This is a genomic window from Alkaliphilus oremlandii OhILAs, assembly GCF_000018325.1.
Taxonomy (GTDB): Bacteria; Bacillota; Clostridia; order Peptostreptococcales; family Natronincolaceae; genus Alkaliphilus_B; species Alkaliphilus_B oremlandii.
In genome coordinates this window covers 1,078,753-1,093,401 of the sequence record NC_009922.1, presented here as the reverse complement: position 1 = coordinate 1,093,401, position 14,649 = coordinate 1,078,753, and the positions used below count along the sequence as shown (strand labels likewise).

Sequence of the window (14,649 nt, the reverse complement as noted above, 5' to 3'; positions counted from 1 at the left end):
GGTTCACAAACTTTATAATGCACTGAATTTTAAAACTACTTAAAATTTCAGGTGCTTAAAATAAATTAATATTAGCAAAAAATTAATCTCATTACTTACTTCCCCTCCTATAGATTATAAACTCAACAACAGTATATATTAAAAAAGATCCGTTGTAAATATACTTTCTTAAAATTTAGGTAAAATAAAGTTGAGATGGAATATTTTTACGGACCGCTCTAATATTCCAGTTAAATAAGCCAATACAATTCCGTAGTTCGTTAGCGGTACATTGTTTAACTTACAAATTCTGATTCGATGTTCCATGGCTTTTTTGTTCAACATACAGGACCCACAGTGAACGACCACATCGTAATCTTCTATGTTTTTTGGGAAGTCTTCTCCCATTCTAAATTGAAAATCTATTGGTTTTCCTAAATACTTATTTAACATCATAGGAATCTTAACGCTCCCGATATCTTCATGGGAAGTGTTGTGCGAGCAGCTTTCCATGATTAAAACTCTAGGGAATTCTCTTTCTTTTAATCTCTCAATGGCTTGAATTCCTTCTAAAAATACACTTAAATCCCCTTTCTGCCTAGCCATCAGAATAGAAAAACTGGTTAAAGGAATATGCTTTGGCACTATTTGATCTACCTTTTTAAATATTTGCGAATCGGTAACTACAAGATCTATCTCTGCTAAATCCTCTATTGCAGAAGCTAATTCCGTATCTCGAACTACATAGGACTTGATGCCATGGTCTAAACAATCTCTAATGAGCTGAACCTGTGGCAAAATCAATCTTCCTTTCGGTGCTTCCGAATCTATTGGAACGACCAATATCACTTTCCCATTTTGAGGAATAAGATCCCCAATGAAGGTTTCTTCTTCACTGTCCTTCTTTAGATTCTTTATGATTTCATCCTTTAAATTTTCTATGGTTTGACCATCTTTTATCGTTGTAAACACTGTATTTTTCCACTTTTTATTAATCACTAAATCATATCTTATTTGTTTCAGCTTTTCTTCTGAAACCGTATCGATTTTATTAATTACTGTAATATAGGGAATATTCCTTTCCTTAAATTTTTCCCTATACTCTAAATAAAACCCTTCGTCCCTATCCTCTATTGAAATTACATATACAGCAAAATCTGCTTTTTCTAAGGTGTTTTCCGTCTTTTCTACTCTTAACTCTCCTAAATCACCACCGTCATCAACCCCTCCTGTATCTATAAATAATACAGGTCCAAAGGGAATTAACTCTACAGCTTTAGATACGGGGTCCGTAGTAGTACCTTTTATGGAAGATACTACAGAAATATCTTGCCCTACGATTCGATTCATCAGGGTTGATTTCCCAGCATTTCGTTTTCCATAGAAAACAATATGCTTTCTGTTTCCTTTCGGTGTATTGTTCATATCTACACTCCTTGCTATAAGTATAAATCTCGTTCTCCCTGCTTCATTTTTTCTATTTTCTCTAAAAGAAGATTCTTTATGTCCTCTCGTTGAATATTTACGATTTCTTTATCTATCATGGTATTTATTACTGTTTGAAACTCTTCATCTCCATAGTCTAATGCATACTCCATTAAAGTCATCAAGGCATTGGGTCCACAGACATTTTGAATCTGACCTGATTTTGCCAGCGCCATAAATCGGTCCCCAGTTCTTCCCATCCGATAGCAGGCGGTACAATAGGAAGGAATGTGATCATTTTCTATCAGATCTTGAATTACTTCAAAGGGCTTCCTGTGATCTGATACCTCAAACTGTGCTCGACCTTCTCCCTGTTCCTCTTCCTTGTATCCGCCTACACCAGTACAAGAGCCAGCACTTATTTGAGATATACCATATTCGATCACTTCTTTTCTCATTTCATGGCTTTCTCTTGTAGATAGAATAATCCCTGTAAAGGGCACTGCCAGTCGAATAATCGCCACAATTTTTTTGAACTCCTGATCCGTTACTATATGAGGAAATGACGCTATATCCATCCCTTCTGCTTTTTTCAACCTAGGAACGGAAATAGTATGAAAGCCTACACCGTATTCTTTTTCTAAATATTCATTGTGAAGCATCAAAGCCAGTACTTCAAATTTATAGTCATATAGCCCGAATAAAACGCCTGCCCCAACATCATCGATTCCCGCCGCAATGGCTCTATTAAAAGCAGTTAAATGGTACGCATAATTTGCTTTTGGTCCACTGACATGAACCTTTTCATAGGTAGGTTGATGGTATGTTTCTTGAAATAATATATACGTCCCAATGCCTGTATCCTTTAATTTTCTATAGTTGTCCACTGTAGTTGCTGCAATATTTACATTTACTCTTCTGATATTCCCATGTTCGTTATAAGTTTCGTAGATGGCTTTGATGGCTTCTGTAACATACTCTATGCTGCAATTTATAGGATCTTCACCGACTTCTACAGCTAATCTTTTATGCCCCATTTTTTCCAGTAATTTTACTTCCTCCTGTATTTCTTCCCTTGTAAGTTTTCTTCTTTGAAATTGGTTCTCTCTTTTATATCCACAGTATAGGCAGCTATTTACACAGTAATCACTTAAATAAAGGGGGGCAAATATTACAATGCGTTTTCCATAGATCTCTTGCTTTATGTCTTGGGCTATTTTAAAGAGTTCTTTTAAATCCTCTTCTTCTTCAATCTGTAGAAGAACAGCAATATCTTTATGAGATAAACGCTTCCTATCTTTTGCCTTCAATAAGCTCTGCCGAATATTGTCTTTTGTAACATTGCTCGTTTTTTTTAGTAAATTATAGATATAATGATGATCGATCATATTTTTGACCTCCACTGTATGTGATCTCCTCTAGACATATCCATTGTAAAACCTGCTGAAGCAATTCGATTCTCTATACAGCTTCTACATTCTGCTGCTTCATCTCCGGTACAAATTTTGCCGTTGTATAAAGAATATTTTTCTCTTACAGATGTTGGCGATAGATTCGGCATCACTACATTAGCCCCCGCCTTTATCCCTTGCTCTCGCCCAAAGGGCTGTATACTGCCCAACGCTGTTGTTGCAGGTAATAGGGCATTGGGTAAAAATAATCTAGTTAAAGCAATCATGGTAATGGTATCTTCTAGGCTTCCACCTGTTTCATTTCTATAAACCGTATCCTTGTGGGGAATAAAGGGTCCAATCCCTACCATTTCTGGCGCCAATTTTTTTAGTAGCAGTAAATCCTTTACTAAATCTTCTTTCGTTTGCGTTGGTATTCCAACCATAAATCCAGTGCCTACCTGATACCCTATCTTCTTTAGATCCCAAAGGCATTTTAATCGATTGTCGTAATCAGAATGAATATGGATTCTTTCAAATAATTCTCTGCTGGCTGTTTCGTGCCTAAGAAGATATCTGTCTGCTCCTGCCTTATAATATTTTTCATAGGATTCATAAGATTTCTCTCCGATGGAAAGGGTGATTGCCGTATCTGGATATCTATTTTTTATTTCAGTTACCATATTCACAATCCGATCATCTGAATTGTAAGGATCTTCTCCTCCTTGCAGTACAAAGGTTCTATAGCCTAATTTATATCCGATATCACAACACTTAAGAATATCCTCCAAGGATAATCGATAACGTTCTACGTTTTTATTTCTTCCATTGATTCCGCAATACTTACAGTCTATTTTACAATAATTTGTAAATTCTATGAGGCCTCTCATATAAACTTTATTTCCGTATACTTTCATTCTTGTTTCATTGGATTTTTGGATTAAATAGTTTTTTTCTTCTTTCTCCATATGGGTTAATATAAAAAGGATTTCCCCGTAATCTAAATCATTATTTTTATATAGCTTATCGATTAGGTTTACTATTTGCAATGATTAAAGACCTCCGTTCCACTGTTTTATAAAGTAAAATGGTTCTTTTCATAATACAAAAGAACCATTTCACTTTATTTTAAGTACAGCATAAGGTTTATGCGTATACAGAAACAAATTTTACTTTTAAATATTACCTTGTTTTTTATGCACATGCAGCAAATCGTGATTGTCCTTCAGGATTCCCTCAAATAGAGAAGCCACAATTGGATTCTTATCTGAACTTTTAATATGAGAGGTTCTATCTAATTTATAAAGTCCTTTGGCTCTCTCTCTTCTCATTTCTGCATTCACAGGAATCGGCTGGCCGCCACCGGCTACACAGCCTCCTGGGCAGGCCATTACCTCTATAAAATCGTAGTATCTTTCCCCTGCTTTAATCTGCTTTATCAACTCATCCGTATTCTTTAGTCCGTGTACGATAGCAACTTTGACTTCCTTTCCATCCACATTGAATACCGCTTCCTTTAGATTCTCCAAGCCTCTTACCTCTTTAAATAGAATATCCTTAGTAGAATGATCGGGCTTATCCTTCAATAGTCTGGTTACTACCGCTTCCGTAACGCCACCTGTAGCACCGAATATGATACCAGATCCACTTGCCAAGCCAAAAGGCATGTCGAAGGACTCTTCCTCTAGTTGATGGAATATGATGCCTGCTTCTTTAATCAAAAGCGCCAGCTCCTGAGTTGTAATGACAAAGTCTACATCCCTTATACCCTCCTGTTCAAACTCTTCCCGAGCAGCCTCCGCTTTTTTAGCAGTACATGGCATTACAGAAATAACCACCGTCTCTTTTCCTTCTGCATTGTTTTTCTCATTTTTATAATATTCTTTTAGAACTGCACCAAACATCTGTTGAGGGGACTTACAGCTGGAAACGTGATCCATCATATCTGGAAATTTATTCTCTGCAAACTTTACCCAGCCAGGACAGCAGGAGGTAAATAGTGGTAAATCCTCTCCTAAAGATAATCTTTCCATAAACTCTTTACTCTCTTCGATTACAGTCATGTCTGCGGCAAATGCCGTATCATAGACCTCATCAATGCCGATGGCTTTTAATGCAGCCACAATCTTTCCTATGGTCACTTCTCCTGGCTCTAATCCGAACTCTTCTCCTAGAGCCACTCTAACCGCTGGCGCTACTTGGGCAATGACTCTTTTGGAGCGATCATTGACAACTTCCCATACGCGATCGTTTTCATTCTTTATAATGATTGCTCCCGTTGGACAGACGTTTCTACACTGTCCGCAGTTCACACAGTTGACTTCCGCTATATCTCTATTGAAAGCTGGAGTGACGGTCATACTGGACCCTCTGTATGCAAAGCTCAGTGCACCCACTCCCTGCATTTCCTCGCATACCCTCACACAGTCTCCACATAAAATACATTTATTAGGATTTCTGACGATACTTAAACTACTTTTGTCAATTGGTAGATGCTTTCGAGTTTCATCAAACCGAATATCTTTAATACCGAATCGAATAGCTAAATCTTGAAGCTCACATATTCCCGTTCTATCGCATGCCGTACAATCTCTTTCATGGTTTGCTAGGATCATTTCCAATATGGTCTTTCTATATTTTCTGATTTTCGGCGTATTGGTAAATATTTTCATACCATCGCTGGGCAATTGGGAGCAGGAAGCAAAGGTGTTGCCCCTTTCATCTTCTACAATACACATTCTGCAAGCGCCATAAATACTAAGCTCTGAATGGTAACAAAAGGTCGGCAGATTGATTCCTGCTTTCCTTACGACTTCTAACACATTTTTCTCTCGATCAAATTCAACTTTTCTACCATCAACGATCATTGCACCTTTCATAGCTTAAGCCTCCTTTATCGCTGCAAATGCACAGGATTCTATACACGCGCCACATTTTATACATTTTTCTTGATTGATTATATAAGGTTCTTTGATCTTCCCATCAATTGCACCTACAGGACAAATTCTAGAACACTTGCTACATCCTTTACAGAGCTCCGATGTAATCTCTATGACCTTTAACCCTTGGCATGTTCTCGTTGGGCATCTTTTCTCGACTACATGAGCTAAATATTCATCCCTAAAATATTTTAAAGAGCTAACCACAGGATTTGCTGCGGTTTTACCTAAGCCACAAAGAGCCGTATTGGTAATGGTATCCGATAGTTCCTCCAGTAGATTCAAATCCTCCATGCTTCCTTTGCCAGACACAATCTTTTCTAAGATATTCAACATGATCTTTGTCCCTTCTCTACAAGGAACACATTTTCCACAGGATTCGTTTTGTGTAAAGTTCATAAAGAATTTTGCTACCTCTACCATACAGGTATCCTCATCCATGATTACCATCCCGCCGGAACCGATCATTGCACCTGCATCGATTAGGGAATCAAAATCCAATGCCATATCTAAATGCTCCTCTGTCAAACATCCCCCCGATGGTCCTCCGATTTGGACTGCCTTGAACTTCTTATTTCCACGAATCCCTCCACCGATTTCAAATATTATTTTTCTCAGTGTTGTGCCCATTGGGACTTCAATCAACCCCGTATTATTTACGTTCCCTGTTAATGCAAATGCTTTTGTACCAGCGCTACCCTTCGTTCCATAGGATTGATACCAAGCAGCACCATTCATAATGATATGGCGAACATTCGCAAAGGTTTCAACATTGTTCAGAACCGTAGGCTTTTTCCATAAACCTTCTTCTACTGTTCTCTTCGCCTTTACCCTCGGCATTCCCCGTTCACCTTCAATAGAAGCGATGAGTGCACTTCCTTCCCCACATACGAATGCGCCAGCACCTTGGTTCACATGGACATCGAAATTTAAGCCTGTGCCTAGGATGTTCTTTCCTAATAAACCAATTTCTCTGGCTTGCTCTATGGCTTTATTAAGCCTTGCCACCGCCAATGGATATTCCGCCCGAACGTAAATATACCCTTCAGAAGCACCAGTACCGTAGGCTGCAATGGCCATCCCTTCAATGATATTATGTGGGTCCCCCTCCATAAGGGAACGATCCATAAATGCACCAGGGTCTCCCTCATCACCGTTGCATATTACGTATTTCATATCACTGGCATAAGACAGAACTTGGGACCATTTCTTTCCTGTAGGATATCCACCGCCACCCCTACCTCGAAGACCTGCATCGGAGATTTCTTTACAAACCTCTGAAGGTGTCATGGTATCCATTGCTTTAGCCAATGCTTGATATCCACCGTATGCAATATATTCCTGAATGGATTCCGAATCGATATGACCGCAATGCTCTAAAACAAGCCTTGTTTGACTTTTATAAAAAGGAATTTCCTCCTGTACGTGATAAACCTTATCCGATGTATGATACATCAACCTTTCCACTGGCTTTCCATCGATCAAAGTCGTCTCTACAATCTCCTTACAGTCTTCACGCTTTACTTTTAAATATAAAAATTGATCTGGCTCAATTCGTACCAATGGGCCTGCTTCACAAAATCCATGACATCCACTTTTCTTAACGCCAATGCCTCTCTCTTCCTCATAGAGCTCTACTTGTGCCAGCAACCCTCTCTCTTCTATCAATCTTTTTATCTCATCATAAACTTCTAGAGCGCCTCCTGCTACACAGCCGGTTCCACCACAGACCAATACTTGCTTTTGCTGCTGTTCTAGGGAATTCTTAAATATTTTAGAAGTATTTATTAGTTCTTCAATACTATTGATCCTCATCTAAGCTTCCTCCCTTAATGTATTTAAAAGTTCAACGGTGGATTCTGGCGTCATTTTTCCATAAACCTTATCATTCACCGTAATTACTGGCGCAAGACCGCAAGCCCCAAGGCAGGATACTGTTTCAACAGTAAACATTAAATCCTCCGTGGTGTGCATTTCACTATTCAATGACAACTCTTTATACAATGTATTTAGGATCGGTATGGATTTTCTAACATGGCAGGCAGTTCCATCGCAAATTTTAATAATAAATTTTCCTTTCGGTTTTAATGAAAAGTTCTCATAAAACGTTGCGATACCAAATATTCTGGATGCACTCATATCCATGGAAGCAGCTACATAATCTAAGGCTTCCTCTGGCAAATATCTGTACACCCCCTGTATTTCTTGTAGCATGGTAATGATTGAAGACGGATTATTTCCATACTTCATTAAAATCTGATCGATTCTGTCTTTCATGTCCACAGTCAGCATATATACCCTCCTAAATATTTTTATTCGAAATCGTTATTTTTTTAACTATTCTGGTTGCAGTTTTCTTTAATCTCCACTCCTTCAATATTCTTTTTTTAATTTTAGGCACCAAAACTTGATCTACATTCAAAACACTTAGATCTTTAAAAGTTATTTCGTGGTTTTTATGCTCACCCATTTATTGTATAAAATAATTTTACCAGAACTATGACTTTAGTCAATAAAAACTTCGTTATTTTTTTAACTAAAATTGTTAAATTTTTTTAACAATTTATGCTGCAAATATAAAAACGAGGTCCAATGTCCCTCGCTCATTATCCTATGGTGTTGTTATCGAATTCTCTCCTGATTGTTCATGGAATATCCATCTATGATAACATCTTTCAATTCTAGTGAATCCCGCTTTATTTCAACATGCTTTAGCTTTTTTACAACACCATAGGATTCTTTTACGGAAAGCCCGTCTCCATTCCCTGAAATAACCCATAGGATTTTATACCCCTTCGGCGTTACTTTAAGCCGTTCTTCCCCTTTACCGTCAGTAAAATAAATCAATAAATTGGCCTTCTTATTGTTGGCATATTCAAAAACTGGTGTGAACTTTGTTCCACCTCTGATGTTGGGACGATCCTTCATATCTTTTATGGATTTCACAGGGTATATCCGTCTAATTTCATCATCACATTCTACAATGGTAATCTCATGTTTATAGTTTTTTACGATGGTCAAGACTTCTCGAATCCCCTGTTTAAACTCCTCATCACTGATGCTTCCACTGATATCGAGACCGACGATGATCTTTGCTTTATGATCTCTCAGTTCCCCTCTTAAGTCCAATCGCTCTGGTTGCCTTCGATTTCTTCTCGTTATGGTTTTTTTCTTGTTGCTTTCCACATACCCCATTAATCGTTTCAAATATATATGCCATGGCAATTCACCTTTATTGTTCTTAAATGTAGCGATGATACTATCTAAGTAGGCAGAATTGCTTCCTTTTTGAGCGTTATTAATAAAATTCTCTGTGAATTCCTGCATGGTTTTTTCATCAATATTTTGAGATTCTTCCCAAATATCATGGGTTTTCTCCGGAATGAAATCCTGCTCTACCTGTTCCTCTTTATCACGATCATCCTCTTGACTATCCTCATTTTCATCCAATAAATCTATCGCAACCTGCAATTTCTCCACATAGTATTCGAAGGGCTCATAGGGCTGTAGCTGTAAATTATAGTGGTTGTTGACTCTTTCCAAAGTACTTGCATAAGGCGGTAGGTAATCCAAATATCGATTTACGACGATGTCCATTGCTGTATTGATGGCAATGGTACTATATCTGCATTTAAAATCCTTTGCCCGGATCAAATGCCTGGATAGTATATGGAGGACCTCATGCTTGATTGTGCTTTCCATCTGCTTTATATTTAGGGTTAGAAAGATGATGGGATTAAAATAAATCGTATACTTTGCATTTTTAAAATTCACTCCTGTTGGGCTACTCATATCGAATCTGATTTCCTTCATCATCTGAAACAGAAAATACCCATAGAAATTATCCTTGTCCTCCATCAAACTTAGATTCACCTTATCTACGAGACTAAAAAATTCTTTCTTAAAATTTTCTGGTATGTGAACCTGAACATCGGCCTCATCCATCTCTGCCTCAAAAAAGCCTTGGATAATGATATTGGCTTGTTCATAAAGTTCTTTCACCTGTTGATCAAAAGTTTTCATAAGCTTATCCCCTTATGGACCTGTATACTTGAAAATAGGATTCGATAAAAGCTTCATTTTCCATAGCGATACGATATACTTCAGTATAAGTATTCTTAATATCCTTTAAGATACCCAGCATTAAATCTACAGGGTATGCCTTTAGAAATTCAATCAATCGCTCCACATCATAGACCGTACCCTCACGCTGACTCTTGATCTTCCATTCCAACGTTTTTAAAATATTCTTCGCAGATAAATACAATCTCGTATGGCTTTCCTGCTGTATTACTTCTATGACGGATTCGGAAAGAAACTCCCCTGTAAAAACATCCTCATAGGATAGTAGCGGACGGTAATCGGATTCAATAAAACCAAGGAACTCCTCTGCGATTAGCTTGCCTACGTTGCCTCTAATAACGCTTAAAAATACAGAGCGAGGAATACGATCCTTTTGATCCTTATAGATTTTATACACCTTGGAAATTCTTTCGTAGCTTCTCGGTGTGGCCCGGATATCCTCTTCATTGATTTTATGCAGGTATTCTGGAAAAGTAGAGATAAAGTCAATAACCTTTTGTTCAATTCCTGCATCCATTGCCCAATCCAGCCATTGGTTATAATCTGGCTCCATATATAGCCAGACGAACCGATTCTCCTGAGCCGAGTCCATATCCACAACCTGATAATCAAAATCGGAGCCGTATTTACTGGAAGGATTCATTGCTGCTAGAATTTTTACATCCTCATGAAGCTCGTATCCATTAATCTCTCTATTCAAGATTAAATTCATCAATTCCTGCTGTACCGCATGCTCACAGCGGTTTAGCTCATCGATGAATAAAAGAACAGGATGCCCCTTGGCTATTTCTTCATCGATGGATCTCAACTTATTATGAACGGCATATACGGTGGTTTTCTTCGTTACGCCTTTTCCCCTATGATCCATCCCCTCATAGGAATCTATGGTTGGAAGACCACCGATTTCACCTTCCTTTAGGAGATTCCCATCGATCACAATTAAACACCATTGATTCTTTTTGGCCAACGCCTTAGCTAAAGCTGTTTTTCCAATACCACTTTCTCCAACAATTAAGGGGACTTCCCCTGTAGCTAGGATCAATTCAGCGCTTTTTAATACATCTGTAAAATTCATCTTGCCCATCTCCTATATAATCTTCAGTTTTTCATCCACTGCAATTTTCTTTGCTTTTTTACTACCATATTGATAAATGAACAAAATTCTGTCCATGGACAGAAGATCGCTATCTTTATCTATTCCACTGTAGTTTAAATAATCTCGAACATATTGTTCCTCAACATCTTCCTTTGATAATACTTCTTTTAAAACCATCTCCAGATCTTCCCTAGAGATGTCCTTCATAATATATTTCATCACTAAAAAATTGATTCTCAGAAAATCCAACATTTTATTTCGATTTAAATCATTAATAAATTGAATGGCACCTTCGTTGTTCTTAATCGCCATCCGTTCTGTATTGTATGTAGGTGCATTGATATATCTCAGTGCGTCGTAGCTGATTTTAACAGCCGCCATTTGAACCCTTTCACAAGGATCTTCGATATACCTTATGGCATCATAATTTTTCCTTACAGCCAGTAATTGCAGTTCTTCACTTGGATTTTTAACGTATTTAATGGCCCATCCCGCTTGTTCAATGGCTCCTTTTACCACAGAGTTCGTAGGGTTTTTAATATACTCTAGATTTGTCCAGCTGCTGGTGACAGCTTTCAGCATCATCTCTTCTGTCGGATGCTCTATGAATTTAATTGCCCGGGAATTATTTTCGATAGCCAAGTATTCCATTTCCCTGGTTGGATGCTGGATATATTCTAATAAAAGTCCATTTTTCTGAATCGCTAATAGTTTCATCTCTTCCGTGGGATCTTTAATATTGGATATAAAATATGGATTGCTTTGAATAATTTCCAACAGCTTTTTTTCTTCCATCATCGTCCATTCCTTCTTTAATTATTTTCATGTGATCGTCATTCCTATTATAATTGATATGCTTTTCTACGTTCTTTTAAACAGATTGATTATTCTCAATATTTGCAGCCAAAAAGCTGCAACGAATGCAGCTTTTTAATATGAATGACTAAATAATCCAGCCCCTTTGATAATTTCCTGCTCTTCAAATAAGCTGGAGACAGCTTCATTGTATTCTTTTACGCTCTGTGCCTTCTTTATCTTCTTGGCATATTTTTTACTATCTGAAAATATATAAGCCATGTAGCTCCATAGCTCTTTCATTCGATATAATGCATTTCTCTCTTCTTGAAATAATTCTACATATTGGTACAGAACTTCATCTATAAATTCCCTTAGCACTTCCTTCTCCATCAATGTATTGTTCCGAATCTCCTTCATCAGGCCCGGATTCGCTAGTACGCCCCTCCCCAACATCATGGTATCTACATCTGGAAAGGTTTCAACCAAGCGATTGTGATCCCCTACGGTAAAAATATCACCATTATAGCACACTGGGTTGGTGCTTAAGAGCAATGCATCCTTAAAAACTTCTAAGTTCGGTTGATTGCCATAGAAATCTTGTCGAGTTCTCGGGTGGATGATCAATTCCTCTAAAGGATATTTGTTGTATATCTTTATAAGTTCATAGAATTCTTCCGGATGGTCCTTCCCAATTCTAGTCTTTATAGATATTTTCATATCCTCTATTTTAAATATTTCTTCTAGAAATCGGTCCAATTCTTCTCTTTTTGCTAAGAATCCAGATCCCCTATTTTTAGAAACCACGGTTCCAGAAGGACATCCTAAATTTAAATTGATTTCCGCATATCCCAACTGCTTTAGCTTTTTACTAACAGAAATAAAGCCCTCTGAATTGTTCGTCAATATTTGCGGCACTACATGGAGCCCTTGATTGTTCTCCGGAAAAACATCTCTCAATTCTTTATTCTTTAAACTGGTCCCCTGATTTGTAACGATGAAAGGGGTGAAGTATTTATCGATATGATTAAAAAATTTGGCATAAGCATTTCTGTAGATAAAGCCTGTAACGCCTTCTATTGGTGCTAAGTAATATTTCATTCAAAAACTCCTCTTGTCATAGTCTAAAAAAGTATATGCACTAGAAAAGTCCTTACACTTTTCTATTACATATCCCCTATTATATCAGCTTTCTTTTTTCTTATCTACCTTGTATCCATTCCCTTTCCATGGAATTAGACTACTGGAAACAGTAATTTAATCGAAAACCCTTCACCTATTTCAGATACTACTTCTATATCGATATTGATCTCCTCACACAGCTTTTTCACAAGATATAGGCCAATGCCTGTGGAATGGGTTTCTCTATAATGCTCCCCCGTAAATCCTTTATCGAAGATGAAGGGAAGGTCTGAAGCCATAACCCCGATACCATTGTCTTCAATACTCGTATAATATCGATTTTTTCTCTCATCAAAGCCAGTTTTTAACCGTATCCAACGATCTGCATCATCCTTTGAATACTTGACCGCATTGGTAAAAATTTGGGAGAAAATAAATTGAAGTGTTTTTTTATCAGAAACAATGGGGATGTCGTCTATATCTGAAACGATTGTAATGTTCTTCTCCCTAAGGATTGGTTTCATATCTAAAAGTACATCCTCATAGCACTCACTTAAAATAATTCGCTCTAAACGATAGTCTATATGGGAAGTTTGCAGCCTTGCATAGAAAAGAATTTGCTCCACCTGCTCTCGAATATTCATCATTGCGTAATCTAATCTTTGGTGAACAAAAGAACTCATTTCATCCTTTCGATTGCCTAGAATTAAAGTTCCTAGAGCCATTGGTTTCTTTATCTCATGAACCCAGCTTTCAATAAATTCCTCATAGGCCTTGGCGTTTAACTGCGTTTCTGCCAGTTTTTTCTTAGAGTGCCTTAGCTCTTCCCCTAAAATACGGATCTTTTCTCTATGAAGCTCCCCTGAAGCCTCAATGAATCGTTCTTCCTTTTCCTCCGATAACTCCCTCAGAAAGCTAAAAAAAGCTTCATCCTGCTTTACGTTATTTCTCTTCGTCAGGAACATTCCTAGGATCAGAATCAATAGGGAGAAAGTGATCATCACCGTAACTAAAATAGAAAAGGATTCGGGATATGCGATCCATGCCATGAGCATAAAAAATCCATTACTAAGAATCGTCAGAAACATCCAATGCCCTGAGTCTTTAAAAACATTGTAGATTTCTTTTAATTTCATGCTTGATCGGCTCCTTCTAACCGATATCCAACACCTCGAATGGTCTTGATTCGATCGGTGATTCCTATGCTTTCTAATGTTCTTCTCAGCCTTGTCATATTCACTTGTAAAATATTTTCATCTACAAACTCCGTACTCCCCCAAATTCGTATAAAGAGCTCCTCTTTTTTTACAACGGATGTATCTGCTTCTATTAACATTTTCATAATCATTCCCTCATTTTCTGATAGGACTACGGCTTTCCCGTTAAAATACAATGTATTTGTTTTTTCCTCCAGCCTAATATCCCCTGACTCCAGTAGAATATTTAAATTTGAATAGAGGCGGATTAATTTTTGAATTCTCGCCAGCAATCGGTCTGGATGGCATGGTTTTATCAAATAATCATCTGCACCTAAATCTAAAGCGTGGATTTCATCCCGAAGCTGATTTCTTGAAGTCAAAATTAGAATAGGTCCTATTCCTTTCGCCTTCAGCCCTTTGCAGATCTCATATCCCGACATGTGGGGTAAGTTCAAGTCTAATAGAATTAGATCTGGATTCCTATGGATGATTTCCTCAATAACATTATGAAAAGAAGAGATACACTCAGCAGCATATCCCTCCTTCTCTAATACATTTTGGAGTTCACTTCGTAGAAAGATATCGTCTTCAACAATGACTATTTTCTCCACCTCTACACC

The 14,649-nt window shown here is 37.6% G+C and carries 12 protein-coding genes; all 12 read right to left on the bottom strand.

Going from position 1 to position 14,649, the window contains the following annotated elements; genetic code table 11:
• Window positions 1-168 precede the first annotated feature (168 nt).
• A complete protein-coding gene (gene hydF / locus CLOS_RS05120) occupies window positions 169-1,404 on the bottom strand; it encodes a [FeFe] hydrogenase H-cluster maturation GTPase HydF (protein ID WP_012158852.1) in 1,236 nt (411 codons plus the stop codon).
• Window positions 1,405-1,418: 14 nt separating this feature from the next.
• Window positions 1,419-2,792, bottom strand: a complete 1,374-nt coding sequence (gene hydG, locus CLOS_RS05115) for a [FeFe] hydrogenase H-cluster radical SAM maturase HydG (protein WP_012158851.1) — start codon at window positions 2,790-2,792, stop codon at window positions 1,419-1,421.
• On the bottom strand, window positions 2,789-3,844 hold the full coding sequence (gene hydE / locus CLOS_RS05110) for a [FeFe] hydrogenase H-cluster radical SAM maturase HydE (RefSeq protein ID WP_012158850.1): 1,056 nt from the start codon (window positions 3,842-3,844) through the stop codon (window positions 2,789-2,791). Before hydE ends, hydG begins: the two co-directional genes overlap by 4 nt.
• A 126-nt stretch (window positions 3,845-3,970) precedes the next feature.
• The gene (locus CLOS_RS05105; protein WP_012158849.1) at window positions 3,971-5,674 is read right to left on the bottom strand and encodes a [FeFe] hydrogenase, group A; all 1,704 of its coding nucleotides are present in this window, start codon (window positions 5,672-5,674) and stop codon (window positions 3,971-3,973) included.
• A 3-nt stretch (window positions 5,675-5,677) separates the two neighbouring features.
• Entirely contained in the window at window positions 5,678-7,549 is a 1,872-nt protein-coding gene (locus CLOS_RS05100; protein ID WP_012158848.1) for an NADH-quinone oxidoreductase subunit NuoF, read from the bottom strand.
• Complete coding sequence (locus CLOS_RS05095; protein WP_012158847.1) at window positions 7,550-8,026, bottom strand: complex I 24 kDa subunit family protein; 477 nt, start codon at window positions 8,024-8,026, stop codon at window positions 7,550-7,552.
• Between the two features lie 330 nt (window positions 8,027-8,356).
• Entirely contained in the window at window positions 8,357-9,757 is a 1,401-nt protein-coding gene (locus tag CLOS_RS05090; RefSeq protein ID WP_012158846.1) for a vWA domain-containing protein, read from the bottom strand.
• A gap of 4 nt (window positions 9,758-9,761) precedes the next feature.
• On the bottom strand, window positions 9,762-10,892 hold the full coding sequence (locus tag CLOS_RS05085; protein WP_012158845.1) for an ATP-binding protein: 1,131 nt from the start codon (window positions 10,890-10,892) through the stop codon (window positions 9,762-9,764).
• 12 nt (window positions 10,893-10,904) lie between these two features.
• Window positions 10,905-11,711, bottom strand: coding sequence for a hypothetical protein (locus CLOS_RS05080; RefSeq protein WP_012158844.1), 807 nt, complete (start codon window positions 11,709-11,711; stop codon window positions 10,905-10,907).
• Window positions 11,712-11,843: 132 nt separating this feature from the next.
• Window positions 11,844-12,809: a tRNA dihydrouridine synthase gene (locus tag CLOS_RS05075; protein WP_012158843.1), complete on the bottom strand. Its 966-nt coding sequence runs from the start codon at window positions 12,807-12,809 to the stop codon at window positions 11,844-11,846.
• Window positions 12,810-12,943: 134 nt separating this feature from the next.
• Complete coding sequence (locus CLOS_RS05070) at window positions 12,944-13,966, bottom strand: sensor histidine kinase (protein WP_012158842.1); 1,023 nt, start codon at window positions 13,964-13,966, stop codon at window positions 12,944-12,946.
• Window positions 13,963-14,640 (bottom strand): response regulator transcription factor, encoded by a 678-nt coding sequence (locus CLOS_RS05065; RefSeq protein WP_012158841.1) that lies wholly within the window; start codon window positions 14,638-14,640, stop codon window positions 13,963-13,965. The genes CLOS_RS05070 and CLOS_RS05065 overlap by 4 nt, the downstream gene beginning before the upstream one ends.
• Window positions 14,641-14,649 lie beyond the last annotated feature (9 nt).

Coding starts and splice junctions, on each gene's coding strand:
- hydF (WP_012158852.1), bottom strand. CDS start 1,404: ATGAACAATACACCGAAAGGAAACAGAAAGCATATTGTTTTCTATGGA.
- hydG (WP_012158851.1), bottom strand. CDS start 2,792: ATGATCGATCATCATTATATCTATAATTTACTAAAAAAAACGAGCAAT.
- CLOS_RS05105 (WP_012158849.1), bottom strand. CDS start 5,674: ATGAAAGGTGCAATGATCGTTGATGGTAGAAAAGTTGAATTTGATCGA.
- CLOS_RS05100 (WP_012158848.1), bottom strand. CDS start 7,549: ATGAGGATCAATAGTATTGAAGAACTAATAAATACTTCTAAAATATTT.
- CLOS_RS05095 (WP_012158847.1), bottom strand. CDS start 8,026: ATGCTGACTGTGGACATGAAAGACAGAATCGATCAGATTTTAATGAAG.
- CLOS_RS05090 (WP_012158846.1), bottom strand. CDS start 9,757: ATGAAAACTTTTGATCAACAGGTGAAAGAACTTTATGAACAAGCCAAT.
- CLOS_RS05085 (WP_012158845.1), bottom strand. CDS start 10,892: ATGAATTTTACAGATGTATTAAAAAGCGCTGAATTGATCCTAGCTACA.
- CLOS_RS05080 (WP_012158844.1), bottom strand. CDS start 11,711: ATGATGGAAGAAAAAAAGCTGTTGGAAATTATTCAAAGCAATCCATAT.
- CLOS_RS05075 (WP_012158843.1), bottom strand. CDS start 12,809: ATGAAATATTACTTAGCACCAATAGAAGGCGTTACAGGCTTTATCTAC.
- CLOS_RS05070 (WP_012158842.1), bottom strand. CDS start 13,966: ATGAAATTAAAAGAAATCTACAATGTTTTTAAAGACTCAGGGCATTGG.